The following is a 26,709-nucleotide window of genomic DNA, read 5'->3' as shown; positions in this document are numbered from 1 at the left end:
CTCAGCGCTTCGGCACGACGAGGTCGCCGACCGCGATCTCGCCGCCGACGACGATGTCGGCGCGCAGGCCGCCACGGTGGACCAGCGCCCGCAGGATGCCCGGGGGGCCGAGGCGCTGCAGGTGCGCGCACGGCTCGCAGCGGCGCCGGCCGATGCACTCGGCGGTGCCGAGCAGGAACCGCTCGCCGATCAGGTCGTCGAGCACGATGCCGCTGACCGCGACGTTGCGGCGCGCCTGCACGGGCGTGATCGGCAGCCCGTCGACGCGCGCGACGGCGAGCAGCTCCTCCTCCACGAGCGTGATGTCGCGCCCGTAGCCGGTCCCGCGGGAGAACGTGCCGCGACCCGCCGCGTAGCGGTCGCCCTCCAGACCGCGACCGGGGATCGCCAGCGCGTGGGGCACCTCGACGCACGGCGCCCCCGCGTCCGGGGCGACGACGATCGCGGTGATCGTGCCGGGCTCGGCGGCGCGGCCGCGGCGCTTGACCTCCAGCCGCGGGGCGAGCTGGGCGATCACGTAGCCCTCGAGCAGCTCGTCGGCGGGCCCGTCCTGACGGTCGGGCCGCAGCGGGTCCCAGACGACCCCGGCGGGCGCGGGGTTGCCGAACACGACGACCCAGCGGTGGGCCTCCGGGTCGTGGTCGGGGATCGCGGCGATCCACGGGCCAGCCCATCCGAAGCCCTCCGGGTCGTCGACCGGGACGAGGCCGAGCCCGCGCTCGGCCAGCCAGCCGCGCAGGTAGCCGCTGCCGGGATCGAGCTCGAACGGGTCGATGGCGACGGCCGCGGTGTCGACGTCGAGCACGGTGGCCAGACAGGCCGCGAGCGACGCGGCGGACCGGTCGCTCCAGCCGTCGGGCGGCGGGGCCTGCCTCACAGCGAGTAGATGAAGTCGAGGCCCACGGCCTGCAGCAGGTCCTGCGCCTCGCGGTTCAGCCGGGTCATCTCCCCGGTCAGGATGAGCAGCCCCATGACGATGAGGATCACGCCGCTGACCGCGGTGACGATCAGGTGCCGGTCGCGCAGCCAGCGGAAGACGGTCGTGGCACGGTCGAACGCGACGGCCGTGATGAGGAACGGCACCGCGAGGCCCAGCGAGTAGAACGCGAGCAGCACGCCGCCCTTGCCGACCGTGTCGGAGGTCGACGCCGCCGCGAGGATCGAGGCGAGCGTCGGGCCGATGCACGGCGTCCACGCGACCGCGAACGCGAGGCCGGCGACGACCGGGCCGCCCGCGCCCGCCCGCTGGATCAGCGCCTCGGGTCGCCACTCGGCGTTCAGCCGCGTCACGAACGGCGTCAGCAGGAAGAAGACGCCCATCGCGACGATCGTGCCGCCGGCGAGCCGGTTGAGCAGGTCCTGGTTGTCGCGCAGCGTCGAGCCGATCCCCGTGGCGGTCATGCCGAGCGCGACGAACATGACGGTGAACGACAGGCAGAAGATCACGGCGGGCCAGACGACCTTGCCGATGCCCTGCTCGTGCGTGCGGATGTCGTTCAGCGACACGCCGCTGACCGCCGACAGGTAGCCGGGGACGAGCGGCAGGACGCACGGGCTGATGAACGAGACGAAGCCGACCGCGAACGCGGCGAGCACGGTCGTGTCCGCCTGGGCGGCGAGCGGCAGCAGCGCGCCGGTCATCGGTCGAACGCCGCCAGCTCGGCGTCGAGCCGCGCCCGGTCCTGCGGGGCCAGCTCCGGGCCCGCGTCGGCGCCGGGACCGTCGGCGTCGTCGCGGTTGCGGCGCCAGCGCGGGACCAGGACGGCGACGACGCCCGCGAGCAGCAGGACGACCCCGAGCGGCACGAGGTAGACCGCGAGGTCGAAGCCCTCGCCCTCGGGCAGGGCGAGGACGCGCTTGCCGTACTGCTCGACGAGGCGGTCCTTGATCTGGTCCTTGGTCAGGCCCTGGTCGATGAGGCGCTGGATCTCCTCCTTCTGCGCGTACGCCTGCGGCGACTCGGCGACGTTCAGCACGACGTTGCACGAGGTGCACATCACCTCGTCCTCGACGTCGAAGAGCGTCGTCTTCGGGGTCGCCGCGCCGGCGGTCGCGACCGGGAGCAGGACGAGCAGGGCGAGGAGCGCGAGCAGGCGGCGCACGGTCAGGCCCCCAGCTTCCGCAGCGCCTCGTCGAGGAACGCCTCGCTGACCTGCCCGCGCGAGACCGCGGTCACGCGGCCGGCGGGGTCGAGCACGAACGTCTCGGGCACGCCGGTGCCGCCGAAGCCCTTGTAGAGCTCGGAGTCGACGTCCCGCATGCTCGGGTAGGTGAGGCCGAACTCGCGCTCGAACGCGCGGGCGTCGGCGATCGCGTCGTCGAAGAGGGCACCGAGGACCATGCCCTTCCCTGCGTCGGAGAGCCGCCGATGGATCTTCTCGAGCACCGGCGCCTCGTCCTTGCACGGCTCGCACCAGGACGCCCAGAAGTTCAGGACGACGATCTTCCCGCGCTCGTCGGCGAGGCTGCGCGTGCCGCTGCCGTCGTTGAGCGGCAGCTCGCGGGTGGCCTCGGGGGCGGCCGGACGGTCGCCGCGCGCGACCGCGTCGTCGAGCGTCGTGTCGGTGCCGCCGGCGACGAGCCCGTAGGTCAGGAGCCCGACGAGCAGGGCGGCGACGGCGATGACCAGGGCGGGGACGGCGGGGCGCTTCACGTCTTCCAGGGTAGCTCGCGGCGAGCCCGACCGGCGGCGCACGCTATGCTCCTCGCACTCGCGGGCTTAGCTCATCTGGTAGAGCGTCAGCTTCCCAAGCTGAAGGCGACGGGTTCGAGTCCCGTAGCCCGCTTCCCGGATGGCCGAACGTTCCCTGTGGGTCGACCCGCCGCCGCAGCACCCCGAGCTCGCGCCTCGCGCCCCTCAGCGTCCCGAGCCGGAGCCGCAGCCGCCCGTCCCGCCGGACGATCCGCCCGAGCTGATCCCGGCCCGCACCGCGATCGCCGTCGCGATCGGCCTCGTCGCCGGTGCGACGATCATGGCCATCAGCGGCGACTGGTTCTCCGTCGGGCGGACGGTCAGCTACCTGGCGGCCTGGAGCGGCGCGGTGCTGGGCGCCACGACGCTCGCGCTCGTCGGTGCCTGGATGCTGATGCTCCGCGACGGGCGCGACGCGTCGCTCGCCGTGGGCGTGGCGGCGCTCGTCTGGGCGGGCCAGGTGGCCGCGCTGCTCACCGGACTGGGGGAGGAGGCGCTCGACGTCGGCGCCGGGGCGGCCGCCGCCGCGGCGGGCCTGCCCGCGGCGCTCGCGCTCGCGATCGACGGCCTGACCGCCGGGCGCGTGCAGCGCCCCTCGCGGGCGACGCTCGCCGCCGTCGGCGTGGGGCTCGGCCTCGTCCTCGCGCTCGGCCTCACGCTGCTGCCGCTCGGCGAGCCGCAGCCGCGCGTCATCATCGTGCGCTGAGGCTCAGCGCCGACCGAGGACCTCGACGACGTAGCTGCGACGGACCGCGTCGGGCTGGGTGAGCATCCAGATCGCCTGCCGGTCGCCGCCGCCGGGCTCCCGCCGCAGGACGTCGCGCACGTAGCCCAGGCGCACGTCGTCGGACTGGCCGAGCATCCACGCCATCCGGGTCTCCTCGTCGTCTCCCCGGTCGAGCACGTCGACGACGAAGCTGCGCCGCACGCGGACCGGCTGCTGCAGCATCCACCGCTGGGCGGGGTCGTCCAGCAGGGCGGCGGCGGCGCGCGCGACGAGGTCGGGGGCGAGCATCACCTCGCGCTCGAGGAAGCCGGACATGCCCGCATCCTGACGCAGCGGCTACCGTCCGCGCCATGACCGACCAGGCACAGGACCGCGAGCATGACGTCGTCGTCCTCGGCGCGACCGGATTCGTCGGGCGGCTGACCGCCGCCTACCTGGCGACCGCGGCGCCCGAGGGCACCCGCATCGCGCTCGGCGGACGCTCGCGCGAGAAGCTCGAGCGGACCCGCGCCGAGCTCGGCGGGCGCGCGGCCGACTGGCCGCTGGTCGTCGCCGACTCGCTCTCCGACGCGGACATGGACCGGGTCGCCGCGTCCACGCGCGTGGTCGCCACCACCGTCGGCCCGTACGCGCAGTACGGCCTGCCGCTCGTGCGCGCCTGCGCGCAGCACGGCACCCACTACGCGGACCTCACCGGTGAGGTGCTGTTCATCCGCGACGCGATCGACCTGCACCACGAGGCGGCACGGGCCTCCGGCGCCCGGATCGTCCACACCTGCGGCTTCGACTCGGTCCCCTCCGACCTCGGGGTCCACGCGCTGCACGTGCACGCCACCCGGCACGGGCTGGGGGAGCTCACCGACACGACCTACGTCGTCAAGGCCGCGAAGGGCGGGGTCAGCGGCGGCACGGTCGCGTCGCTGCGCGGGCAGCTGGACATCGCCAAGGCGGACCGGACCAAGCGCCGGATCATGGTCGACCCGTACGGCCTCAGCCCCGACCGCGAGGCGGAGCCGAGCGACCTCGGTGACGAGCGCGACCCGCAGGGCGTCGTGCGCGACGACGCGCTCGGCGGGTTCCTGGCCCCGTTCTTCATGGGCGTCATCAACACCCGGGTCGTCCGGCGCAGCAACGCGCTGCTCGGGTACGCCTACGGGCGGCGCCTGCGGTACCGCGAGCTGATGCTCGGCGGCGGCCTGCCGCTGGGACCCGTCAAGGCGGGTGCGATCGCGGGCGGCCTGACCGCGCTCGTCGTCGGGCTGTCGCTGCCGCCGACGCGCAAGCTGCTCGACGCGGTCCTGCCGGACCCGGGCGAGGGACCGTCGGAGCAGGACCGCGAGAACGGCTTCTTCGCCATCGACGTGCACACCACCACGAGCGACGGCACGCGGCTGGTCTGCGCGATCCGCGCCCCGGGCGACCCGGGCTACAAGGCCACCGCGGTCATGCTCGGCGAGGCGGCGCTGTCGCTCGCGCTCGACGGCGACGCGCTGCCGCCGGCCGCCGGCGTCCTGACGCCCGCCACCGCGATGGGCACCGCACTCACCGACCGGCTCCGCGCCGCCGGCCACGCCTACGAGGTCCGCGCCGCCTGAGCGGCGCCGGGCCCACGCTCAGACGAGCAGCAGCTCGAGGTCGCGCAGCGTCTCGGGGTCGACCGTCTTGATCCCGTGCACGTCGGCCAGCGGCACCGTCGTGTACGTGCCGCCGCGCAGCGCGACCATGCCGCCGAACTCGCCGCGCAGCGCGCACTCGGCGGCCGCGATCCCGTAGCGGGTGGCGAGGATCCGGTCGGTCGAGGTCGGGATCCCGCCGCGCTGCACGTGCCCGAGCACGACCGCGCGCGTGTCGACCTGCAGCTCCTCCTCGAGCGCGAGCGCCAGCGCCTCCCCGATCCCGCCGAGCCGGCGGAAGTGGTACCGACCCGACCCGCCCTCGTGCAGCACCTGGGCGCCCGGGTCGTCCGCGTCACGGCGCAGCAGCGCGCCCTCCGCCACGACGACGATCGAGAACCGCTTGCCGCGCGCGTGCCGCTTGCGGATGGCCGCCGCGATGTCCGCCACGGTCAGCGACAGCTCCGGGATGAGGATCGCGTCCGCGCCCCCGGCCATCCCGGCGTGCACGGCGATCCAGCCGGCGTCGGCGCCCATCACCTCGAGCACGATGATCCGGTCGTGCGAGGCCGCGGTGGTCCGCAGCCGGTCGATCGCCTCGGTCGCCACGTGCACCGCGGTGTCGAACCCGAAGGTCCAGTCGGTCCCGACGATGTCGTTGTCGATCGTCTTCGGCACCCCGACGACCGGCAGGCCGTGCTCGGTCACGAGCTTGCGGCTGATGTGCATCGTGTGGTCGCCGCCGATCGCGATGATCGCGTCGATGCCCTCGTCGGCCAGCGCCGCACGGCAGCGCTCGACGCCCTCCGGCTCCCGCGTCGGGTCGAACGCGGAGGTGCCGAGCATCGTGCCGCCGCGGGTGAGGAAGCCCGACACCGCCGCCAGCGGCAGCGGCAGGAACGCGCGCTCCGCGAGCCCCTGGTACCCCAGGCGCAGGCCGACCACCTCCCCGCCCGCGTCGTGGAACCGGTGCACGATCGCCCGGATCACCGCGTTGAGGCCGGGGCAGTCGCCCCCGGCGGTCAGGACCGCGACCTTCTTCACCGGGCCAGTGTCCCACCGGGTCCGCCGCCCGCAAACCGCCCGGTGGTCCAGATCGACGGACAGGTAGCGTTGCGGCACCCGCCGAACCCGAGTCTGGAACCCCCGCCATGAAGATCATCTACACCTACACCGACGAGGCGCCCGCGCTCGCGACGCACTCGCTGCTCCCGATCATCGAGGCCTACGCCGGCGCCGCCGGCATCGACGTCGAGACGCGCGACATCTCGCTGTCCGGCCGGATCCTCGCCCAGTTCCCCGAGCTGCTCGGCGACGACGCGGTCGCCGACGCGCTGACCGAGCTCGGCGAGCTCGCCAAGACGCCCGAGGCGAACATCATCAAGCTGCCGAACATCAGCGCCTCCGTGCCGCAGCTGAAGGGCGCGATCAAGGAGCTCCAGGGCAAGGGCCTGCCGCTCCCCGACTACCCCGAGAACCCGTCGACCGACGAGGAGCGCGACGTCCGCGCCCGCTACGACAAGGTCAAGGGCAGCGCCGTCAACCCGGTGCTGCGCGAGGGCAACTCCGACCGTCGCGCGCCCGCCTCGGTGAAGGCGTACGCGAAGGCGCACCCGCACTCGATGGGCGCCTGGTCGCCGGACTCGGCCTCGCACGTGGCGACGATGGGCGCCGACGACTTCCGCTCCACCGAGCAGTCCGTGACGATCGAGCAGGCCGGCGCGGTGCGCATCGAGCACGTCGCCGCCGACGGCACCGTCACCGTCCTGAAGGACCGCACCGAGGTGCAGGCCGGCGAGGTCCTCGACTCCTCGGTCATGCGCGTCGGGCCGCTGCAGGCGTTCCTCGCCGCCCAGATCGAGGCGGCGAAGGAGGAGGGCGTCCTCTTCTCGCTGCACATGAAGGCGACGATGATGAAGGTCTCCGACCCGATCATCTTCGGGCACGCCGTCCGCGCGTTCTTCCCCGACGTCTACGCGCAGTTCCCCGACGAGAGCCCGAACGACGGCCTCGCCTCGCTCGTCTCCGACAAGCCGCAGGCGCAGGCGCTCGTCGACGCCCGCCTCGCGCAGGGCCCCGGGATCGCGATGGTCGACTCCGACCGCGGGATCACGAACCTGCACGTCCCGTCAGACGTGATCATCGACGCGTCGATGCCCGCCGCGATCCGCACGAGCGGCCAGATGTGGAACGCGGCCGGCGAGCAGCAGGACACGAAGTACGTGATCCCGGACAGCTCGTACGCCGCCCTCTACGCGGCGACGATCGACCACTGCAAGAAGCACGGCGCGTTCGACCCGTCCACGATGGGCACGACGCCGAACGTCGGCCTGATGGCGCAGAAGGCCGAGGAGTACGGCTCGCACGACAAGACGTTCGAGGTGCAGGCCGACGGCCAGATCCGCGTCGTCGACGAGGCGGGCACGACCCTGATGTCCCACGACGTCGAGGCCGGCGACATCTGGCGCGCGTGCCAGACGAAGGACGCGCCGATCCAGGACTGGGTCCAGCTCGCGGTCTCGCGCGCCCGCGCGACCGGCGCCCCCGCGGTCTTCTGGCTCGACGAGACCCGCGCGCACGACGCGGAGCTGCTGAAGAAGGTCCGTCCGGCGCTCGAGCAGCTCGACACCGACGGCCTGCAGATCGAGATCCTGAACGTCGAGGACGCCACGACGTTCACGCTCGAGCGCGCGAGCGCGGGGCAGGACACGATCTCCGTCACCGGCAACGTCCTGCGCGACTACCTGACCGACCTGTTCCCGATCCTCGAGCTCGGCACGAGCGCGAAGATGCTCTCGATCGTCCCGCTGATGAACGGCGGCGGCCTGTTCGAGACCGGGGCCGGCGGCTCCGCGCCCAAGCACGTGCAGCAGTTCGCGAAGGAGAACCACCTGCGTTGGGACTCGCTGGGCGAGTTCCTCGCGCTGGCGGTGTCGCTCGAGATGCTCGCCGAGAAGACCGACAACCCCAAGGCGCAGGTGCTGGCGGACACGCTCGACCGCGCCACGGGCACGTTCCTCAACGAGAACCGCTCGCCGTCGCGCCGCGTCGGGGAGCTCGACAACCGCGGCAGCCACTTCTACCTCGCGCTCTACTGGGCGCAGGAGCTGGCCGGCCAGGACGCCGACGCCGACCTCGCCGCCGCGTTCGCACCGCTGGCGGAGAAGCTCGCCGCCGCCGAGAGCGCGATCGTCGACGAGCTCAACGCGGTGCAGGGCGAGCCGGCCGACGTCGGCGGCTACTTCCGCCCCGACGTCGCGAAGGCCGACGCCGCGATGCGACCCAGCGCGACGTTCAACGAGGCGCTCGCCTCGCTCTAGGCGGTCGCGCCGCAGGCCCGGACCCGGCGCGTGAGCGTCGTGGTCCGGCCGTCGCGCAGCGTCACCCGCACCGTCACCGCGGTGCGGGCGCCGCGGCGCAGCGCCGCGCGGCGCACCCGCAGGCGCACCGGGGGGCGCGTGTCGCGGGCGACGCGTCGCCCGCCGACCCGGGCGTCGGCGGCGACCACGTCCGTTCCGTCGACCGTCAGCAGCACGTCGCGGCGCGCGCAGCGCCGTCCGCGCGCGTCCCGGCCGGCGGTGAACGCCGTGCGCACGCGGACCGCGGCCCGCGCCCGGCCTGCGACGACGGTGCGCACCGAGGCGCCCACGAGGTCGACGAGGTCGCCCAGGGCGATGTTGACGTCGGTGATGTGCAGGCCCCAGGTCGCGTCCGGGAACGGGTTCAGCGCCCGCGCGGACCCGACCGGGCCGAGGTCCAGGACGTGCGCGCGACCGAGCCGCTCGCAGCGCGCCGTGTAGCGCTCCGCCGGGCGGACCCAGGCGGTGTCGGCGGTGGGTGGCGTCCCGCCGTAGGTGCCGGCCAGGCCGAGCCCGAGGACCCCCGGGTACGGCTCGGTCCGCGCCAGCGAGGTCGTGACCCGGCGCTCGTTGGCGCCCAGGGACGCCGGGTTCGTGCACAGCACCTCGAAGTCGTCCCCGACGGGGAAGCCGGACCGGAAGTCGTCGGTCCGCGGCACGATCCCGAACCGCGCGTCGTCCGGCGGCGTGTCGTCGAAGGTCGAGTAGGCGATCACGCACGACGCCTGCCCGACGGTGGTGCAGCCGGGGATCTGCTGGAAGTCCCCGCCGCGCACGTCGCCGCGGCGGACCGTCACGTTCTGGCCGAGCAGCACCGCCGAGGCGAGCCGCGCGCGCAGCGCGGGGGAGGGGTCGACCTCCTCGCGGACGAGCTTGCGCAGCATCCGGGTCCCCTGCGAGTGCGACAGCAGGACGATCGGGCGTGTGCCGTCGGTCCGCGCGAGGAACGCGCGCCAGGCCTCCAGCACGTCACCGTAGGCGAGCGCGAAGCCGGCGCGACGCGCCTCCACCGACCCGGTGAGGATCGACGCGAGCGTCAGCTGCCGGTAGATCGGGGCGAAGACCCGGCACTCGCGCGAGAACCGCGAGGCCTGGTAGCGGGCGATCGCGACGAGCTCCGGATCGCGGGCCTTGTCGGCGTTGGTCCCGAGCTGCTGGCTGACCGTCGGATAGACGTAGAAGCAGTCCGCGGCCGGGGCGGCGGGCAGCGGCTCGTCGGTGACGCGGCTGGTCCCGTCGGCCTCCTGCACGGTGGTGCGCAGCGTGTCCCGGCACGGGTCGTCGGCGGCGGCCGCGATCGGGTCGCACAGCCAGACCACCTCCGCGGAGGCGGGCGGCGCCCCGCCGCACGCCGCGATCACGGCGGCCCCCAGCAGCGCCACGAGCATCGTCGTCCCTCGACCCATGGGCCGAGCCTGCCAGAGATCAGGCGCGCGCGTTCGCGGTCGCCTTCACGCAGCGGTCCACGAACGTCAGCTTGTCGATGACCGCGGCGGTGATGACGAACGGGTACAGGTCGCTGCGGCCCATCGAGCGGTTGATCGCGTTCATCGCGATGGTGAACGGGATCCAGGCGTCCAGCGTCGAGCGGAAGCCCCACTGGCTGGCCTCGCCCGGCTGGGACATTGGCATCTGCAGCCCGTAGGCGGCGGCCGTCTGCATCGACGCGCTGATGTGCAGGTAGTGGGCCCACGTCTCGGCCCAGTCCTCCCACGGGTGCATCGTGGCGTAGGCGCTCACGTGCTCGCGCGACCAGTCGGCGGGCGGGCCCTGGGCGTAGTGGCGCTCGAGCGCCGCGCCGTAGTCCTCGCGCTCGTCGCCGAACAGGTCGCGGCACTGCTCCAGCAGCTCCGGGAACGGCTCGACGACGATCGGCCAGTAGTAGTGGCCGATCTCGTGCCGGAAGTGGCCGAGCACGGTGCGGTACGGCTCGTCCATCTGCTCGCGTCGCGCGACGCGGTCGGCGTCGTCGGCCTCCGCCAGGTCGAGCGTGATGACGCCGTCGGCGTGGCCGGTGGTCACCGGCTGCTCCTCGCTGGAGAGCAGGTCGAAGACGAGCCCGTTCTCGCGCTCGTCGGCGCCCTCGACCGGCAGCCCGAGCTCGCCGAGCTCGAACAGCAGCCGGCGCTTGGCCGACTCGGCGACCGCGAACTCCTCGAGCCCCTCGCCGTCCCCGTCCCCGGGCCGGGTGCGCGTGAGCGTGCAGCTGCGGCACAGCGCCCCGGGCTCGCGCACGAGCCAGTTGCACTGCGCGACGGTCGCGTTCGCGCACGGGTGCCAGCCCTCGTCGGCGCCGTAGCCGCGCGGCAGCGTGACGATCTCGCGCGCGTCCGGGTCGAAGCCGAGGAACGAGCCGCAGCGGACGCACTGGGTGTTCTCGAAGAACACGAGCTGGTGGCAGACGGAGCAGGTGAAGACGCGCACGGACAGGCCATCATGCCCGGTCCGACACCGCCGCAACCGCCCGGCCGCCAGGACGTCCGTCCTGCCTCAAGTCGGACGGGTGCCGGTCGATCCTCCCGGGCGTGAGCATCCAGGACCTCGACGTGCACAACGCCCCCGCACCGGGCTTCGACGAGACCCTCGACGAGCTGCAGCACCGCCTGCGCAGCCTCGACGAGCACTGCCTCACGAGCCTCGAACAGGGGCTCGGGGCGATGGTGGCCGGCGACTTCACCGTCACCGCCGCGCCCGTGACGGAGCCGATCCACACGCACTCCGACAACCCGCAGATCCGCGGCCTGATCGACCTCTTCAACGCGATGCTCGCCCGGTCGCAGGCGACGCTCGTCGCCTACGAGCAGCTGCGCCAGGACCTCGCCGAGGCCCTGGGCGACCTGTCCTGCCTGCCCGAGCTGTACACCCGCCTGTCGAGCCTCGAGGAGCACTGCCTCACCGACCTCGACGAGGGGCTCCAGGCGATGGTCGACGGCGACCTGACCCGCGCGGCGGCGCCGGTCACGCGCCCGCTGATCCCCGCGCCCGACCAGCGGCTGGGCCAGCTCGGCGAGCTGTTCAACCTGATGCTCGCCCGCTCGCGCACGGCGCTGCACTCCTACGACACGATGCGCGAGGAGCTGCGCGTCGCCCTCGGCGACCGGTCGTGTCTCGACGACCTGCGCGCCAGCCTCGCGAGCCTGCACCGGCACTGCCTGCGGGACCTCGACGAGGGGCTCGAGGCGGTCGCGACCGGCACGAGCCTCACGCGCCGCGCCGTCCCCGCGACGAAGCCGCTGGAGCCCGCGGAGGGCGAGGACCTCGGGGAGCTCGGTGAGGTCTTCAACCGGATGCTCGCGCGCACCCAGTCGTCGCTGGCGCACTACGACGAGCTGCGCCGCACGGCCTTCACCGGGCTGCGCGCCCCGATGCCCGACCGGGACTAGCGCATGCGCGTCGTCGACGAGGAGGTCGAGGCCTTCGCGGCCCTGCTCGGCGCGGGCGACCGCCGCGGAGCGATCCAGCGCGCCGTCGAGCTCGTGCAGGACGGGGGGAGCCTGGGGGACTTCGTCTTCGGGATGCTCGCCCCCGCGCACGTGCTCGTGTGCGAGCGCGCGGCCCGGCAGCGCCGCCTGACCCCGGCGTTCCAGCAGATGGCCACGGACATCGCCGACACGGTCCTCGGGGTCGCGGCGGGCAACGCGCGGCCCGAGGCCGAGCGCAGCCGGCTCGTCGTCTGCGTCACCGAGCGCGAGCACCAGAACCTCCCGGCCCGGATCCTCTGCGAGCTGCTGCGCGCCGAGGGCCACCGCGTCGCGTTCCTCGGCCGTCCGTCGCACACCGCGGGGGTCACGAAGGTCCTCGAGCAGCTCGAGGCGGACGCGCTGCTCGTCTCGTGCTCGCTGCCGATGAACCTCCCGTGCGTCCCGCAGCTCGCCTCCGCCGCGCACGCCATCGGCGTGCCGGTGATCGCGGGCGGCAACGGCTTCGGGGTCGACGAGACCCGCGGCCTGCGGCTCGGCGCGGACGCCTGGGCGCCGCGGATCGCCGACGTCGCCCTGGCCGTCGAGCGCTTCCGCGCGGAGCGACCGGCGCTGCAGGCCGTCGAAGCCGAGATCGCCCAGCAGCAGGAGCTGACCGCGATCCGGCGCGCGCTGACCGAGGAGCTCGCCGATCGCGTCGAGTACCAGTGCGGGCACATGCTCCCGCGCGGTCCCCGGTCGCGCTCGGCGCTGCGCTCGGACCTGCACAACCTGCTGGTGTTCCTCGAGTCCGCGGTCCTCTGCGACGCGCGGATCCTCGCCGACTACGCCGACTGGCTCGTCGGGCGCGCGGCCGAGCAGCACACCCATCCGCGGCTGGTCCCGGCGATGCTCGGGGCGCTCGAGGACCGGCTCATCTTCGACCTGCCCGCGGTCGGCGAGCCGCTGCAGGCCGCGCGCGCCCAGACGGCGATGGCCGCCTGACGAGCCGCGGCCGGCGGGTCAGATCCCGCCGCCCTCGGCGAAGAAGAAGAACCAGATCCCCATCAGCAGCAGCGCGAGCCCGACCGACAGGACCATCACGACGTCGAGGATCGTGCGCGGGTGGCCGGCGTCGCGCTCGCCGCGCATCGACCGGTGCCACGGCAGGACGACCTTGACCTCGGGCGTCGTGTGCGTGACCTCGCCGTAGATGCGGTTGAGCTGCCCCAGGAGCTTGCCGACGATCACCATCGACGCGGGGATCCCGAACAGGAGCAGCACGTAGGGGCCCATCGTCGGCTGCGAGCTCTCGACGGACTTCGAGACCGCGTAGATCCAGAGGAAGGGGACGCCGAGCCACATCATCACGCTGCCCACCGCCATCAGGGCGATGAGCAGGATCGCGGCCACCTTCGTCCCGGGGGAGCCGGCTCCGAGCATGGCCCGAATATTACGGCTCCGTAGCTCTGTGGGGAGCTACCAGGCGAGGTCGCCCGCGCAGTGCGGGCAGCGGACCGTCGTCGTGACGGGCGCGTCGAAGACGAACCCGCAGCCGCAGTGGTACAGCGCAGTGTCCTGCGGACCGCCCGCGCGGCGCATGCGGCGCTCCGCGGCGAGCGCGGGATCGTCCGGGACGAGGCGCAGCCGGCGCTCCGGCCGCGGCGCGGGAGCCGCATGCTCGTCGTGGTGGTGGTCGTGTCGTGTCTGGCGGTGGAGTCTCATGGCTCTTCCTGAAGGACGCTTCGCAGGCCCGAAGGTTTCCCTCTGCATCGTCTCGTGCGGGGAGGTCTTGAGCGGGTTTCCGGTCCGGTGGACGGATCCCCGTGGACCCCGGTGACGCGCCGGGACCGGGTCGGCGACGCGCCGGGACGGGGTCGTCCGGGCCGCCGGTCCTGCATAATCGGGGACGTATGGATCCCGCCCGCAAGCGCCAGATCCGGCTCACGACCGCTCTCACGTGCGCCGTCCTCCTCGCCGGCGCCCTGATCTACACGAGCTTCAGCGCCTCGAGCGAGGCCGTGACGCCGAGCAAGCTGCTCGCCTCCGCGCAGGCCGGCCAGAGCTACCAGCTGACCGGCAAGGTCGTCGACGGCTCGGTGGAGAAGCGCCGCGACGGCATGACCTTCCGCGTGCGCGAGCGCACCGGCACGACCTCGGTGCCGATCGACTACACCGGCGCCGTCCCGGACCCGTTCCGCGACGGACGCGAGATCATCATCACCGTTCGCAAGGGCGAGAACGGCATGTTCGTCGGCGAGCGCGACTCGCTCGTGACGAAGTGCCCGTCGAAGTTCACGAACGAGAAGAAGTCCTCGGACGGCAAGGCGCCGCCCGAGGGCTACACCTACTAGGCGCTCGGAGGCCCGATCGTGGCGACCGTCGGCTCAGCCGCCCTCATCATCGCGCTGGCCGTCAGCGTGTACGGCGTCGCCGTATCGCTCTACGGGGCGAAGACCCGCCGGCGCGACCTCGTCGACTCCGGCCGCAACGCGGCGTACGCGCTCGCCGCGCTGACGACGCTGGCGTTCGTGATCCTCGAGGTCGCGTTCCTGCGCAGCGACTTCACGTTCAAGACGGTCGCCGAGCACTCCTCGACGACCACGCCGACGTTCTACAAGGCGTCGGCCTCGTGGTCCTCGCAGGAGGGCTCGCTGCTGCTGTGGCTGTTCCTGCTGTCGCTGTGGACCGCCGCGATCCTCTACGCCACGCGGCGCCGGATGCGCGACGTCGCCCCCTACGCGACCGCGATCCTGCTGGGCCTCGGCGCCTTCTTCGCCGGGCTGCTCGTGTTCGCGGCGTCGCCGTTCCAGACGCTCGGCGTCGCCCCGTCGGAGGGCGCGGGCCTCAACCCGCTGCTGCGCCACCCGAGCATGATGATCCACCCGCCGATGCTCTACGCGGGGTACACGCTCTTCGCGGTGCCGTTCGCGTTCGCCGCCGGCGCGCTGATCACGCGGCGCGTCGACGCGGAGTGGATCGGCGTCACCCGCCGGTTCTCGCTCGCCGCCTGGTTCTTCCTCGGCGTCGGCATCCTGCTCGGCGCGCGCTGGTCCTACCAGGAGCTCGGCTGGGGCGGCTACTGGGCCTGGGACCCGGTCGAGAACGCGTCGCTGCTGCCGTGGCTGACCGGCACCGCGTTCCTGCACTCCGTGATGATCCAGGAGAAGCGCGGGATGCTGAAGATCTGGAACGCCTCGCTGGTGCTCGCCACCGGCGTGCTGTGCATCCTCGGCACCTTCCTCGTGCGCTCGGGCATCCTCGACTCGATCCACGCGTTCGGCGCCTCGACGCTCGGCGTCCCGTTCGTCATCCTCATCGGCCTGCTGATCGCGGGCTCCGTCGCCCTCGTCATCAGCCGGCGCGAGCTGCTGCGCAGCGAGCACAAGCTCGACTCGGTGTTCTCGCGCGAGTCCGTGTTCCTGGCGAACAACGTGATCCTCGTGGGCGTCGCGTTCGTCGTCTTCTGGGGCACGTTCTTCCCGCTCATCTCCGAGGCCGTCACCGGCACCAAGAGCGCGGTCGGGCCGCCGTGGTTCGACCAGTACACGGTGCCGCTCGTCGTGATGCTCGTGTTCCTCAGCGGCATCGGCCCGGTGATCGCGTGGCGCCGTCAGACGCGGGCGACCGCGCGCAAGAGCTTCCTCTGGCCGACCGTCGCGATGGTCGGCACGCTCGTCGTGCTCGTGCCGTTCGGGGTCCTGGACCGCCCGTGGGCGTGGCTGACCTTCGGGGCCGGCGCGCTCGTCGCCGGGACCGTCGTGCAGGAGTTCGTCCGCGGCACGCGCGCCCGGCGCGCGATGAGCCGCGAGTCGGTGCCGGTCGCGATGGTCTCGCTCGTGCGCCGCAACCGGCGCCGCTACGGCGGCTACATCGTGCATCTCGGCATGGCGGTGCTGTTCGTCGGCGTCGCGGCGAGCAGCGCGTTCGAGAAGGCGCAGGACTCGCGGCTGGACGTCGGCCAGACCGTGACGGTCGACGGGTACCAGATCACCTACGCCTCGGCGACGGCGCGGATCGACCAGCGCGCCGGGCGCATCGAGCGGATCGTCTTCGGCGCGAACCTGCGGGTGCGCAAGGACGGCAAGGACCTCGGCACCCTGCATCCCGAGCGGGGCTTCTACCCGCCGGTCGACCGCGCGTTCCAGATGAACCCGATCGCGAGCTTCTTCGAGGGCGAGGCGACGAGCGAGATCGCCATGGACGCCGGCCTCCAGCGCGACCTGTGGACCGCCGTGTCCCCGGACGTCGCCGCGCTGCAGGGCCGCATCGAGGCGCTCGACGAGGGCTTCACCAAGGGCATCCAGCAGGCGGGCGACCAGCTCGCCCCCGGCCAGATCGGCGCGCTGATCGGCCAGGCGCTCAACAGCATCCTGCGCAGCTACACCGACGATCCGCCGCCCGCGACGTTCCGCGTGCTGTCCAGCCCGATGGTCTCGTGGATCTGGCTCGGTGGAATCGTCGTGTTCTTCGGCGCGATCGTCGCGCTGTGGCCGCCGCCGGGCGGGGCGACCAAGCGCGCGGACGCGCGGCTGCTCGCCCGCGTCTCGCAGGAGCTCGGCCGGGCCTGAGCGGCGGTCGTGGACGTCGTCGCCCTCATCGTCGTCATGGCGCTCGTCGCCGCGGTCGCCTGGGGCGTCTCCCGGCCGATCCGGGGCGGGGCGCAGGCGTCGGCGTCCGCGGACGCCGCGCGGGTCGCGGACCTGCTCGCCGCCCGGGACGCGAAGTACCGCGAGATCCGCGACCTCGAGCTCGACCACCAGACCGGCAAGCTCGTCGACGCGGAGTTCCGCGTCCAGGACCGCGCGCTGCGCGCCGAGGCGATGGAGATCCTCCGCGAGCTCGACCGTTACGAGGCGGAGTCGGCCGCGCCCGTCGCCGCGACGGACGGGGCGGACGAGCAGCCCGGCGAGGGGTCCGAGCCCGCCGACGGTGCGGACGACGCCGAGCCGGCCGCCGCGGGCCAGGCCGCCGGGGTGGCGGCACCGCGCGATCCCGGCGCCTGACCGGCTACCATCGCTCCCAGCATGGAAACGATCCTCTCCATCGTCCAGGTCGGCATCTCGGTCGTCCTCATCTTCCTCGTGCTGATGCACTCCGGGAAGGACGCGGGCCTCTCCGGCGCGTTCGGCGTCGGCTCCGGTCAGGGCTCGCTGGGCGGCGGCTCGATGGTCGAGCGCAACCTCAACCGCTGGACCGTCGCGTTCGCGGTGCTGTTCGTGCTGAACACGCTCGTCCTGCTGAAGCTCTAGTCGCGGGCGCGCCGGCGCCCGCTCAGCCCGTCGTCTGACCGGTGACCCGGAAGCCGCTCGCGCGGAGCGCCGGGACGACGCAGCCGTGCGCCGCGCGGCGGCCGTAGAAGTCCGCCTCGCACACCAGCGACGTCGCCGTGGTGAGCGCCGACGTGCGCTCGAGGATGCCGAGGGCCGCGTCGGTGAACCGCACGTCGCGGACCGGCTTCGTCAGGCGACCGTCCTCGATCAGGAACGTGCCGTCACGGGTCGTGCCGGTCAGCGTGGTCGAGCGCTCGTGGACGACGTTGAGGTACCACAGCCGCGTGACGTAGAGCCCACGCTCGACGCCGGCGATCAGCGCGCCGACGTCCGGGGCGGTGCCGCCGTGCAGCACGAGGTTCGTCGGTGCCGCGCCCCACGGCGATCCGCCCGGGGCGAGGGCGTGCCCGGTCGAGGCGGCGTCGCCGCCCGCGCGTGCCGCGCTGCGCCGGTCGTGGGCGACCGCCTGCGCGACGCCGTCCCGCAGCAGCGTCAGCGGGGCCTTGGCGACCCCGTCGGCGTCGAACGCGCGGGGGAGGCCGCCGGCCGCGAGCGGGTCGTCGACCAGCGTCACACCGGTCGCGGCGACCGGCGTGCCGAGCCGGTCGGTCAGCGCGCCGCGGCCCTCCGCGTGGGCGAGCCCGTCGAAGGCCAGGCCACCGAGCATGTCGAGCAGCGAGCCGACCGCGTCGGGCTCCAGCACGACCTCGTACTCGCCCGGGGCCAGCGCCACGGGGTCGGTGGTCGCGACCCGCGCGACCGCCTGCCGGGCGACGGCGTCGGCGTCGAGCGTCCCCGCCGCGACGCCGGCGGCCGCGCCCCAGCCCGACCGGCCGTGCGCGTCGCGGGCGATCACCTTGAGGTAGGCGTCGGTGACGTCGTCGGCGACCCGCAGCCCGGCGGACGAGGCGATCGCGGTCTCCACGCGACCGGTGGTCCAGATCCCGAACGCCTCGAGCCCGTGCTCGGCGGTCGCGGCGAACGCGGCGGCGAGCGCCGCGCCGCCCGGGGCCGGGTCGAGGTCGGCGGTCGCCGCGTCGAAGCCCGCGTGCGCGCTCGGCGTCCCCGCCTGCGCGACGGTCGGCAGGCCCGGATGCTCGCCGTGACCGCCCGCAGCGTCGGCGGCCGCGCGCGCCGCGTCCCGCGCCCGGGCCGCCGCAGCGCGGAGCCCGTCGTCGGAGAGGTCGTTCGTCTCGACGGTCCCGACGTGCCCGTCGCGTACGACGAGCACCGACACCGAGGTGTCGTCCACCGCGGTCGCCTGCGTCGGCGTCGAGCGCGCGAACCGCGACAGCAGCGAGCGCTCGCGGGTGACGGTGACCTGGGCGTCCCCGTCGGTGAACGCGAGCGCGCGGTCGGCGAGGTCCAGCGGGTCCGTGCTCACGCCACACCCACCTGCACGCCGCGGAAGCGGGCGGGCGCCGTGCCGTGACTGACCGCCATGACCTGTCCGGGCTCGCCCTTGCCGCAGTTCGTGAAGCTCCACGGACGCCACTCCGACGCCGAGCACACCGCGTCCATCGAGCCCCAGAACTCCGGGGTCACCCCGGCGTAGGAGGGGTTGCGATAGAGCCGCCCGAGCTCGCCGCCGCGGATCTCGCGCGCGACCTCGGTGGCGAACTGGAACTGCAGACGGCGGTCGTCGATCGACCACGACCGGTTCGTCTCCAGGTACAGCCCGCTCTCGGTGTCGGCCAGGAGGTCGGCGAACGACCCGGCGCTCCCCGGCTCGAGCGACACGTTCGTCATCCGCACGATCGGCTGCCGCGCGAAGCCGTCCGCGCGGGCGCAGCCGCCGGACTCCTCGAGGCCGATCTCGGCCGCCGACTGGCGTGCCGACAGCGCGGCGAGCAGCACGCCCTCCTCGATCAGCGGGAAGCGGCGGGCCGCGACGCCCTCGTCGTCCCAGCCGAACGAGCCGAGCGCGGCGGGCAGCGTCGCGTCGGCGGTCACGTGCAGGTGCTCGGAGCCGTAGCGCAGGCTCCCCGCCGCGCGCAGCGCGTCGGCCTGGACCCAGCTCGTCCCCGCGTAGGAGGCCTCCCCGAGCAGGATGCGGTCGAGCTCGAGCGCGTGCCCGATCGACTCGTGCACCTGCAGCGCGAGCTGCTCCCCGTGCAGGACGACGTCGCGCACGCCCTCCGGGCAGACCGGGGCGGTGAGCAGCTCGACCGCCTCCGCCGCCACGCGCGGCGCGTGGCCGGCGAGGTCGAGCCCGGTGACGAGCTCCCAGCCGGCGAGCAGCACGTCGCCGTCGTGGGACATCGGGTAGGAGCGCACCTGCGTCTCCTCGCCGTCGGCGGCGACCGCCTGGACCCCCGCGCCGGTCTCCGTGCGCTCCTGCGTGCACGCGGCGCCATCGGTGCTGGCCAGCGCGGTCCGCGTGCGGCGCGAGCGCGTGTGCGCGGACGTCACGACGATCCGCGCGTCCCCGTCGGCGCGTAGTGCGGCCTCCGCCGCGTGCAGGTGGGCGAGCCGCGCCTCGAGCGACAGGGCGAACGGATCGACCTCGCACGGGCCCGCCCAGTGGCCGCGCGCGGGACCGTGCGCGAGCGGCGCGAACGGGCCGGCGGCCGCGACCGGCTGGGCGCGCGCGACCGCGATGGCGCGGGTCAGCGCCGCGTGCGCGCCCGCCGAGGACACCTCGCGGGTTGCGGCGAAGCCCCAGCCACCCCCGACCCGCACGCGGATCCCGATCCCCTCGGCCACGTCGGTGCGGACCTCCGACACCTCGCCGTTGCGGACGGCGAGCGCCTCGTCGCGCGTGTGCACCCAGCGGGCCTCGGCGTGCACGCCGTGGGCCGCCGCGGCCTCGCAGACCTCGACGAGCAGCGCCAGGACGTCGCTCACCAGGCCGCCTCGTAGATGGCGCGCAGCTCGTCGCGATCGGCGCGCGGCGGCGTCAGGTCGAGCTCGGCGCGGCCCGCCGCGGCGTCCGCGCACGCGTCGAGCGCGTCCTGCGGGACCCCGAGGTCGCGGATCCGCGAGGCGTTCGCCAGCCGGGCGAGCTCGACCGCGAGCGCCTCCGCGGCCCCGTCGCCGCCGCCCAGCGCCTTGTCGAGGCGCTCGAGGCGCTCCGGGAAGCGGCGGCGCAGCGCGGCGGTGGTGTGCGGCAGCACGACGGCGTTGGCCTGGCCGTGTCCGGCGCCCCCGACCCGCACCAGCGTCTGCGAACACACGTGGCTGAGCCCGTACCAGTTGCCGTCGATGCTGTAGCCCGCCAGCAGCGACGCGAGCGCGAGCGCCTCGCGGTCGGGCTCCTCCTCGTCCATCCACGCGTCGGCGATCAGCCGCGCCGCGTCGCGGCCCGCGATCGAGGGGACCGGGGAGGACTGCGTGGTCAGCGGCCCCTCGACCGCGTGGGCGAGCGCGTTGGCGCTCGACGCGGCGAGCTGCTGCAGCGGCTGTGACGCGCACAGGTCGGGGTCGTTGATGACGATCCGCGGCCGGACGCCCGGGACGTCCTGGCGCGTGCCGGCGGCGCGCCGGTGGACCGCCGTCATCTCCGCGCTCGACAGCGTCGTCGGGATCGCGGCCGCGTGCCGGCCGGTCGCCGCGGCGACGGCCTTCGCGGTGTCGATGACCCGCCCGCCCCCGAGCGCGACGATCAGCGTCGCGTCGGTGACACCGAGGCGCTCGACGAGGTCCCCGGCCAGCTCGTCGACGAACCCGTCGGGGACATCGTGCGTCTCGTCGGCGGCGTCGACGACGCGCGGCGCCAGCGTCCGCGCGCGGGGCGTGGTCAGCAGCACGTAGCCGGAGCCGAGCAGCTCGGTGGCCTGCGCGACCGTCCCGCGTCCGAAGCGGATCGTCCGCTCGCCGTCCTGCCAGGTGAAGTTCCGCTCGTCGGGCATGCCCGCAACCTATCGGTCCGGGCGCACCCCGCCGTCGGGCGTGCCGCCTCAGTCGACGCGCCGCAGCGTCAGCCGGTAGCGCGCGACGCCGGTGATCCTCACGCCACCCGCGTAGCGGCTGGGAACGGTGCAGTCGACGGGGATCCGCACGGTCAGCGTCCTGGACCGCCCCTTCCTCAGCGGGGTGGTCTGCGCGGCGCTGAGCCGACCACCGAACAGGCCGAGACCGCCGGACGCGGAGACGGCCCAGTTGCGCCGGTGCTGGACCGTCAGGCTGTCGCCGCACGCGCTGAAGTCGTTGCCGTCGGTCAGCGCATCGTCGACGTAGTGCGGGCACTCGCCCCTGCGCGGTCCCGGGTTCGCCGGGCCGAAGAGATAGGTGAACGCGCCGACCGGCTTGAGGTCCAGTCGCATGCCGATCTTCACCGGGCCGCAGCCGTCGGTCGCGCGGGTGACGGGCTCGCCGACCGGCGCGTCGCCGCACGGCGCGGCGGGGAGGTCCTGGAAGCGGCCGCTGATCGTGCCGCGGCCGGTGACCGGAATGCTCGTCAGCAGGCCGATCCGCTTCGTGCCTGCGGAGAACGCGAGGCCCGACCGGTCGCCCTTCACCGTGAGCCTGACCGCGCCCTGGCCGACGCCGCGGCGGACCTCGCACTGGTCCGCGGTGGTGCCGTCGACCTTCCAGCTCAGCTCCTGGGTGCCGCTGAACGTGACGCGGTACTGGGCGGCGTGCGCGGTCGGGGCGCAGACGACGAGGAGCAGGGCCGAGAGGAGGAGGGGGCGCATGGCCGGGACCCTAGCCCGCGTAGCATCGACGGATGTCTCAGATCGGGATCACGGGCGCCACTGGCGCGATCGGCAGCCGCGTCGCGCGGGCCCTCGCCGCGGACGGGGACGAGCCGCGCCTGGTCGTCCGCGACGCCTCGCGGGTCGAGACGGGCCTGCACGGCCTGCCGATCGCGGTCGTCCCGGGCGGCTACGCGGACGAGCCCGAGCTGCGCGGCGCACTGCACGGCGTCGACGTCCTGCTGCTGGTGTCGGGGGCCGAGTCCGCCGACCGGATGGACCACCACGCCGCCGCGGTCCGCGCCGCGCGGGACGCCGGCGTGCGGCGTGTCGTCTACACGAGCTTCTTCGCCGCGGCGCCGGACTGCGTCTTCACGCTCGGCCGCGACCACCACGCGACCGAGCAGCTGATCCGCGACGCGGGCCTCGCCTGGACGTTCCTGCGGGACAACCTCTACCTGGACTTCTTCCCGCTGCTGGCCGGGGAGGACCGGGTGCTCCGCGGCCCGGCCGGTGACGGCCGTCTCGCCGCCGTCGCGCGCGAGGACGTCGCGGCGGTGGCGGCCGCCGCGCTGCTCGACGAGGCGCACGCGGGGGCGAGCTACGACCTCACCGGGCCGGAGGCGCTGACGCTGGCCGAGGCCGCGGCGACGATGACCGACGTGCTCGGCGTCCCGTTCGCGTTCGTCGACGAGACGCTTGAGGAGGCCTACGCATCGCGCGCGCATCACGGGGCGCCGGACTGGCAGGTGCAGGCGTGGGTCAGCACCTACACCGCGATCGCCGCGGGAGAGCTGGACGGGGTGACCGGCGACGTCGAGCGGGTGCTGGGCCGCGCGCCGCTGTCGCTGCGCGACGTGCTCGAGGCCGGCCGCTAGGCCGGGCAGGCGTCGGGGAACGACCGGACGTCCGTGGCCGGCCCGTCCGGGGCCGGGAACGCGGTCGTGAAGGTGAACGCGTACGGGGTCGGGCCGTCGGCCTCCAGCGCGGTCAGCCGCTCCTGCGCCTCCAGCAGCGTCGGGCGGTGACCCTCGGGGACCCACCACAGGCACTGGAAGATCGCGAGCTTCTCGAACCACTCGCGGCGCCGGCGCATCACGGCGCGGTGCTCGCGGTCCCCGTAGACGAAGGCGTGGAGCGCCTCGACGGAGGTCCAGGTCGACATGTTCACGTTGATCGTGTCGTCGTCGGGCCAGCGCAGCGACGTCGCGTTGCCGATCCCGTCGTCCTGCAGGCGCCAGACGAACCCGTCGGACCGCTCGGCCCGGTCGTTGACGACGTCGAGCATCGTCGTGAACCCGATCAGCAGGTCGCTGTCGACCGGGGCGAGCGTCCGTCCGATGTTCAGCTGCGCGAGGTGGTGGCCCATCGCCGGCAGGCTACGCCGCCGAGCGGGTCCGCACGCCGAACGGGCGGCGCATCAGGCGCGCCGGCCGTCGCGGATGCGCGTCGGTCGCGGCGGGGCGGCCGAGGCGTGCGGCGCGGATCTCGAGCATCGAGACGATGTCGGCGGTGTGGCGGAACGGGTCGGCGACCGGGCGGCCGCCACCGACGGGGACGGCGGCGACGACGTCACCGTCGACGACGCCGACGAGCACGTCGCCGGTGGGGACCGGGGCGGTCTCCAAAGCGGCGAGACGGCGCAGCGCCGGGAGGTCCTGCGGGGTCGCGGTGCGGACCGCGACGGTCGGGGTGGACGTGACGGAGGGGGAGATCACGGTGGGCATGCATCCAGTGTGCTACCCCCGAGCAATAAGTTCCAATGACATTCAGCGGGAGCTCATATAAGATCGACTGATGCTCGATGTGAAGCGTCTCCGGGTCCTGCGCGAGGTCGCGTCGCGCGGGTCGTTCTCCGCCGCGGCCGACGCCCTGAGCTACACGCAGTCGGCGATCAGCCAGCAGATCGCGGCGCTGGAGCGCGAGGCGGGCACGACGCTCGTGGAGCGCTCGGCCCGCGGGGTGCGCCTCACCGAGGCGGGCGAGGCGCTCGTCCGCCACACCGACGCGATCCTCGCCCGGCTCGCCGACGCCGAGGCCGAGCTCGAGGCGATCGCGGGCCTGCGGGGCGGACGCCTGCGGCTCGCCGCCTTCCCGACCGCCGCGGCGACCGTCATGCCGCGCGCGATCGCCGCGTTCCGCGAGCGCCACCCGGCGGTCGAGCTGAGCATGGTCCCGATGGAGCCCGACGAGTCGGTCGCCGCGCTGAAGGCCGGCGAGGTCGACATCGCCACCGTGATCCTCGACGAGGGACCGCCCGCCCCCCAGTACGAGGGCATCGAGCTCCTGCACCTGCTCGACGACCCGATGTACGCGATGCTGCCGATCGGCCACGAGCACGCGGGCAAGGCGCGGCTGCGGCTCGCCGACCTCTCGTCGGAGAAGTGGATGCTCGGCGCCACCGGCACGTGCCCGGACACGCAGATCCTCCTGCGCGCCTGCCTGACCGCGGGGTTCCAGGCGCAGATCGCCTTCCACTCCGACGACTACCTCGCGATCCAGGGACTCGTCGCCTCCGGGCTCGGCATCGCGCTCGTGCCCGACCTGGCGCTCGTCGCGGTCCGCGACGACGTCGTCGTGCGGGCGCTCACCGACGCGACACCGGTGCGACGGATCTTCGCCGCGACCCTCTGCGAGGGCTACTGCTCCCCGGCCGCGACGGCGATGCTCGAGCTGCTCGCCGAGGTCGGGGCCGCGTTCTGCCAGGGCCGGCGCGAGCTCGCGCTCGCCTCGTAGCGCGCCTCAGGCCGCGGCGGGGACGAAGCCGACCCGCCGTGCGTGCGCGCGCAGGACGCGGTCGACGCGCGCGACGGTCGCGATCCCCGGGCCCCACGCGGCCGCGGCGCGGCGCGCGGGCTCGGTCACGTCGACGGGCGCGCCGAGGGTGCGCAGGTGCAGGACGCCGAGACCGACGTGCCAGCGCTCGTCCCCCTGGACGCGCGCGACCCCCGCACGGGTCCCCGGCAGGGCGCCGCCCAGCGCGTCGAGCTCGTCCAGCAGCGCGTCCTGGCCGATCGCGAAGACGATGCCCTCGAGCACCAGGTGGTAGAGGCCGACGGCCGCCCCGAACGCGTCCGCGTCGGCGGCGAGCGCGGCCGCCCGGCGCGGCAGGTCGTCCTCGAACAGGCCGACGATCGCGGGACCGGCGAGCGCGCGACGGTCCGCCGGGAGTCCGAGCACCTCGTCGGCCACCCGGGCGAAGAACCGCGCGTGCCGCCGCTCGTCGCCCTGCTGGAGCGCGAAGCACGCGTGGGCGTCGGGATCGACCGCCGCCGACCGCGCGACGTACGGGTCGAGGTGCTGCGCGACGGCCGTCTCCGCGACGCAGAAGCCGGCCACGAGGCGGTCGAGCCGCGCCCGCACGGCGGTCGGCAGGTCGGCGACCGCCCGGGCGTCCGGGGCGAGGTCGATCGCCGCCTCGTCCCACTGCAGCCGCCGGCCGGCGAACAGGAGGTGCTGGTAGCCCGCGAGCATCGGCCCGCAGGCTACCGGCGGCCCGGCCGGGTCAGCCGACGAGCACGCGCGCGGCGGGCTCGGCCACGTCCTCCTGCGCCGGGTCGTGCGCGGGGGCGGGGACGCGCTCGAGCACGACCACGGCGAGCGCGATCGCGGCGACCACGAGCCCGGCGGCGATCGTGAAGCCGAGCTGGTACCCCTCCGTCAGGGCGGTCGCCTCGGCGGCGCCGCGGGCGACGAGGTCCTCGGTGCGGGTGGCGGAGAAGGTCGCCAGCAGCGACAGCCCGAGCGCGGCGCCGACCTGCTGCGTGGTGTTCACGAGCCCGGACGTGAGGCCGGCGTCCTGCGGGGTTGCGGCGGACATCGCGAGCGTCATCATCGCCGGGAACGCCATGCCCGCGCCGACGCCGAACAGGAGCGCCGAGGGCAGCACGTCGGTCGCGTAGCGGCCGTCGACCGGCACGCGCGCGAACAGCAGCAGGCCGCCGAGCACGAGCAGCAGCCCGGTGAGGAGCGTGGGCCGTGCGCCGACCCGCATGATCAGCTGCTCGCTGAAGCCGAGCGACAGCAGGCCGATGCCGAGGCTGACGGGGAGGAACGCCAGCCCGATCTCGAGCTCGTCGTAGCCCAGGACCCGCTCGAGGTAGAGCGTCCCGAGGAAGAACATCCCGAACATCCCGGCGACGAGCAGCACCTGGATCGCGTTGGCGCCGGAGACGTTGCGCGAGCGGAGGATCCGCAGCGGCATGAGCGGCTGGCGGGCGGTGTGCTGGCGCGCGACGAAGCCGGCGAGGAGCGCCAGCGCGACGGCGCCGAGGCCGATCGTCTGCGTCGAGCCCCAGCCGTTGCCCTCGACCTCGACGATCGTGAAGACGCCGAGCATGAGCGCGGCGGTGATGAGGACGGAGCCGGGGACGTCGGCCCCGGCCCGCAGGCCCTGCCCGGCGTCGTCGGCGACGTAGCGCAGCGCGAGGAGCGCGGTGGCGACGCCGATCGGCAGGTTGATGAAGAAGATCCAGTGCCAGCTGAGGGCGTCGGTCAGGACGCCGCCGACGAGGAGGCCGAGCGACGCGCCGGCGGACGCGACGAAGCTGAAGACGCCGATCGCCTTCGCCTGCTCGCGGGGCTCCGGGAACATCGTGATGATCATCCCGAGGATGACCGAGGAGGTCAGCGCGCCGCCGACGCCCTGCAGCAGCCGGGCGCCGATCAGCACGCCCTGCGACTGCGCCAGCCCGCACAGGGCGGAGGCGACGGTGAAGACGACGAGGCCGGCGAGGAAGACGCGGCGGCGGCCGAGCAGGTCGCCGAGGCGGCCGGCGAGGAGGAGCAGGCCACCGAAGGTGATGAGGTAGGCGTTGACGACCCAGGCGAGGCTCGAGTTCGTGAAGCCGAGATCGTCCTGGACGGCGGGGAGCGCGACGTTCACGACGGTGCCGTCGAGGATGATCATGAGCATCCCGGTGCAGAGGATCACGAGCGCGATCCAGCGGAGAGCGCTCCGCGGCGGGAGCGGGGGAGGGGGAGAGCATGCGCGGAACCGTAGCAAATGGT

The 26,709-nt window shown here is 74.2% G+C and carries 29 protein-coding genes and 1 tRNA gene; 12 read left to right on the top strand and 18 right to left on the bottom strand.

What is annotated here, in order from left to right; genetic code table 11:
• Position 1: 1 nt before the first annotated feature.
• The 4 genes from GKE82_RS06575 to GKE82_RS06560 are packed head-to-tail and all read right to left on the bottom strand — an operon-like array spanning position 2 to position 2,653.
• Positions 2-877 carry an MOSC domain-containing protein gene (locus GKE82_RS06575; protein WP_107570748.1) on the bottom strand — a complete coding sequence of 292 codons (876 nt, stop codon included), beginning with the start codon at positions 875-877 and terminating at the stop codon, positions 2-4.
• Complete coding sequence (locus tag GKE82_RS06570) at positions 874-1,641, bottom strand: cytochrome c biogenesis CcdA family protein (RefSeq protein WP_107570747.1); 768 nt, start codon at positions 1,639-1,641, stop codon at positions 874-876. The genes GKE82_RS06575 and GKE82_RS06570 overlap by 4 nt, the downstream gene beginning before the upstream one ends.
• Positions 1,638-2,102, bottom strand: a complete 465-nt coding sequence (locus tag GKE82_RS06565) for a cytochrome c-type biogenesis protein CcmH (RefSeq protein ID WP_107570746.1) — start codon at positions 2,100-2,102, stop codon at positions 1,638-1,640. The genes GKE82_RS06570 and GKE82_RS06565 overlap by 4 nt, the downstream gene beginning before the upstream one ends.
• A 2-nt stretch (positions 2,103-2,104) precedes the next feature.
• Positions 2,105-2,653: a TlpA disulfide reductase family protein gene (locus GKE82_RS06560; protein WP_158276938.1), complete on the bottom strand. Its 549-nt coding sequence runs from the start codon at positions 2,651-2,653 to the stop codon at positions 2,105-2,107.
• Between the two features lie 60 nt (positions 2,654-2,713).
• On the opposite strand from GKE82_RS06560, the gene GKE82_RS06555 reads away from it, so the two are divergent.
• Positions 2,714-2,786: transfer RNA gene (locus GKE82_RS06555), tRNA-Gly, on the top strand.
• A gap of 6 nt (positions 2,787-2,792) precedes the next feature.
• Positions 2,793-3,398, top strand: coding sequence for a hypothetical protein (locus tag GKE82_RS06550; RefSeq protein WP_154732752.1), 606 nt, complete (start codon positions 2,793-2,795; stop codon positions 3,396-3,398).
• 3 nt (positions 3,399-3,401) lie between these two features.
• Here the strand turns inward: GKE82_RS06550 and GKE82_RS06545 are convergent, their stop codons facing one another.
• Complete coding sequence (locus GKE82_RS06545; protein ID WP_154732751.1) at positions 3,402-3,734, bottom strand: hypothetical protein; 333 nt, start codon at positions 3,732-3,734, stop codon at positions 3,402-3,404.
• A gap of 35 nt (positions 3,735-3,769) precedes the next feature.
• Between GKE82_RS06545 and GKE82_RS06540 the strand changes: the two genes are divergently transcribed.
• Positions 3,770-5,014 (top strand): trans-acting enoyl reductase family protein, encoded by a 1,245-nt coding sequence (locus GKE82_RS06540; RefSeq protein ID WP_154732750.1) that lies wholly within the window; start codon positions 3,770-3,772, stop codon positions 5,012-5,014.
• A gap of 18 nt (positions 5,015-5,032) precedes the next feature.
• Here GKE82_RS06540 and GKE82_RS06535 read toward each other — a convergent pair whose 3' ends face one another.
• Positions 5,033-6,076 carry a 6-phosphofructokinase gene (locus GKE82_RS06535; protein ID WP_107570741.1) on the bottom strand — a complete coding sequence of 348 codons (1,044 nt, stop codon included), beginning with the start codon at positions 6,074-6,076 and terminating at the stop codon, positions 5,033-5,035.
• A 107-nt stretch (positions 6,077-6,183) separates the two neighbouring features.
• Between GKE82_RS06535 and GKE82_RS06530 the strand changes: the two genes are divergently transcribed.
• The gene (locus tag GKE82_RS06530; RefSeq protein ID WP_154732749.1) at positions 6,184-8,352 is read left to right on the top strand and encodes an NADP-dependent isocitrate dehydrogenase; all 2,169 of its coding nucleotides are present in this window, start codon (positions 6,184-6,186) and stop codon (positions 8,350-8,352) included.
• Here the strand turns inward: GKE82_RS06530 and GKE82_RS06525 are convergent.
• Positions 8,349-9,797: a DUF3089 domain-containing protein gene (locus GKE82_RS06525; RefSeq protein WP_154732748.1), complete on the bottom strand. Its 1,449-nt coding sequence runs from the start codon at positions 9,795-9,797 to the stop codon at positions 8,349-8,351. The genes GKE82_RS06530 and GKE82_RS06525 overlap by 4 nt on opposite strands.
• A 19-nt stretch (positions 9,798-9,816) precedes the next feature.
• The gene (locus tag GKE82_RS06520; RefSeq protein ID WP_309233469.1) at positions 9,817-10,815 is read right to left on the bottom strand and encodes a putative zinc-binding metallopeptidase; all 999 of its coding nucleotides are present in this window, start codon (positions 10,813-10,815) and stop codon (positions 9,817-9,819) included.
• A 101-nt stretch (positions 10,816-10,916) separates the two neighbouring features.
• Here GKE82_RS06520 and GKE82_RS06515 point away from each other — a divergent pair, with 101 nt between their 5' ends.
• Positions 10,917-11,774: a hypothetical protein gene (locus GKE82_RS06515; protein WP_154732747.1), complete on the top strand. Its 858-nt coding sequence runs from the start codon at positions 10,917-10,919 to the stop codon at positions 11,772-11,774.
• Between the two features lie 3 nt (positions 11,775-11,777).
• On the top strand, positions 11,778-12,794 hold the full coding sequence (locus GKE82_RS06510) for a B12-binding domain-containing protein (protein WP_154732746.1): 1,017 nt from the start codon (positions 11,778-11,780) through the stop codon (positions 12,792-12,794).
• An 18-nt stretch (positions 12,795-12,812) separates the two neighbouring features.
• Here the strand turns inward: GKE82_RS06510 and GKE82_RS06505 are convergent, their stop codons facing one another.
• A complete protein-coding gene (locus tag GKE82_RS06505; RefSeq protein ID WP_107570735.1) occupies positions 12,813-13,232 on the bottom strand; it encodes a hypothetical protein in 420 nt (139 codons plus the stop codon).
• A gap of 36 nt (positions 13,233-13,268) precedes the next feature.
• A complete protein-coding gene (locus GKE82_RS06500; RefSeq protein ID WP_154732745.1) occupies positions 13,269-13,514 on the bottom strand; it encodes a hypothetical protein in 246 nt (81 codons plus the stop codon).
• A gap of 188 nt (positions 13,515-13,702) precedes the next feature.
• On the opposite strand from GKE82_RS06500, the gene GKE82_RS06495 reads away from it, so the two are divergent.
• Genes GKE82_RS06495 through secG form a run of 4 tightly spaced genes read left to right on the top strand, consistent with a single transcriptional unit; the run spans position 13,703 to position 17,041 of the window.
• A complete protein-coding gene (locus GKE82_RS06495; RefSeq protein WP_107570733.1) occupies positions 13,703-14,143 on the top strand; it encodes a cytochrome c maturation protein CcmE in 441 nt (146 codons plus the stop codon).
• Positions 14,144-14,161: 18 nt separating this feature from the next.
• On the top strand, positions 14,162-16,360 hold the full coding sequence (locus GKE82_RS06490; RefSeq protein WP_309233468.1) for a heme lyase CcmF/NrfE family subunit: 2,199 nt from the start codon (positions 14,162-14,164) through the stop codon (positions 16,358-16,360).
• Positions 16,361-16,369: 9 nt separating this feature from the next.
• Positions 16,370-16,795: a hypothetical protein gene (locus GKE82_RS06485; RefSeq protein WP_154732744.1), complete on the top strand. Its 426-nt coding sequence runs from the start codon at positions 16,370-16,372 to the stop codon at positions 16,793-16,795.
• A gap of 21 nt (positions 16,796-16,816) precedes the next feature.
• Positions 16,817-17,041, top strand: coding sequence for a preprotein translocase subunit SecG (gene secG, locus GKE82_RS06480; protein ID WP_107570730.1), 225 nt, complete (start codon positions 16,817-16,819; stop codon positions 17,039-17,041).
• A 22-nt stretch (positions 17,042-17,063) separates the two neighbouring features.
• Here secG and GKE82_RS30590 read toward each other — a convergent pair whose 3' ends face one another.
• From GKE82_RS30590 to GKE82_RS06460, 4 genes are read right to left on the bottom strand one after another with little or no spacing between them, the layout of a single operon-like run.
• On the bottom strand, positions 17,064-18,446 hold the full coding sequence (locus GKE82_RS30590; RefSeq protein WP_196189086.1) for a TldD/PmbA family protein: 1,383 nt from the start codon (positions 18,444-18,446) through the stop codon (positions 17,064-17,066).
• Positions 18,443-19,909, bottom strand: coding sequence for a TldD/PmbA family protein (locus GKE82_RS06470; protein ID WP_196189085.1), 1,467 nt, complete (start codon positions 19,907-19,909; stop codon positions 18,443-18,445). Before GKE82_RS06470 ends, GKE82_RS30590 begins: the two co-directional genes overlap by 4 nt.
• Complete coding sequence (locus tag GKE82_RS06465) at positions 19,906-20,913, bottom strand: iron-containing alcohol dehydrogenase (RefSeq protein ID WP_154732742.1); 1,008 nt, start codon at positions 20,911-20,913, stop codon at positions 19,906-19,908. The genes GKE82_RS06470 and GKE82_RS06465 overlap by 4 nt, the downstream gene beginning before the upstream one ends.
• A 48-nt stretch (positions 20,914-20,961) precedes the next feature.
• Complete coding sequence (locus tag GKE82_RS06460; protein WP_154732741.1) at positions 20,962-21,699, bottom strand: hypothetical protein; 738 nt, start codon at positions 21,697-21,699, stop codon at positions 20,962-20,964.
• Positions 21,700-21,731: 32 nt separating this feature from the next.
• Here GKE82_RS06460 and GKE82_RS06455 point away from each other — a divergent pair, with 32 nt between their 5' ends.
• Complete coding sequence (locus GKE82_RS06455; RefSeq protein WP_154732740.1) at positions 21,732-22,577, top strand: NAD(P)H-binding protein; 846 nt, start codon at positions 21,732-21,734, stop codon at positions 22,575-22,577.
• Here the strand turns inward: GKE82_RS06455 and GKE82_RS06450 are convergent.
• Positions 22,574-23,068, bottom strand: coding sequence for a DUF3291 domain-containing protein (locus GKE82_RS06450; protein ID WP_154732739.1), 495 nt, complete (start codon positions 23,066-23,068; stop codon positions 22,574-22,576). The genes GKE82_RS06455 and GKE82_RS06450 overlap by 4 nt on opposite strands.
• A 10-nt stretch (positions 23,069-23,078) precedes the next feature.
• Positions 23,079-23,426, bottom strand: coding sequence for a hypothetical protein (locus tag GKE82_RS06445; protein WP_154732738.1), 348 nt, complete (start codon positions 23,424-23,426; stop codon positions 23,079-23,081).
• A 70-nt stretch (positions 23,427-23,496) separates the two neighbouring features.
• On the opposite strand from GKE82_RS06445, the gene GKE82_RS06440 reads away from it, so the two are divergent.
• Positions 23,497-24,435: a LysR family transcriptional regulator gene (locus tag GKE82_RS06440; RefSeq protein ID WP_154732737.1), complete on the top strand. Its 939-nt coding sequence runs from the start codon at positions 23,497-23,499 to the stop codon at positions 24,433-24,435.
• 6 nt (positions 24,436-24,441) lie between these two features.
• On the opposite strand, the gene GKE82_RS06435 is transcribed toward GKE82_RS06440, so the two are convergent.
• Together GKE82_RS06435 and GKE82_RS06430 are read right to left on the bottom strand one after the other, a co-directional pair.
• The gene (locus tag GKE82_RS06435; RefSeq protein ID WP_154732736.1) at positions 24,442-25,173 is read right to left on the bottom strand and encodes a ribonucleotide reductase; all 732 of its coding nucleotides are present in this window, start codon (positions 25,171-25,173) and stop codon (positions 24,442-24,444) included.
• Between the two features lie 31 nt (positions 25,174-25,204).
• Entirely contained in the window at positions 25,205-26,704 is a 1,500-nt protein-coding gene (locus GKE82_RS06430) for an MFS transporter (protein ID WP_255450670.1), read from the bottom strand.
• Positions 26,705-26,709 lie beyond the last annotated feature (5 nt).

Origin of the sequence: Conexibacter sp. W3-3-2 (assembly GCF_009707605.1) — a bacterium.
Lineage (GTDB): Bacteria > Actinomycetota > Thermoleophilia > Solirubrobacterales > Solirubrobacteraceae > Paraconexibacter > Paraconexibacter algicola.
Note: the sequence above shows the minus strand (reverse complement) of the source record. Positions and strands in the feature narration are given on the sequence as shown.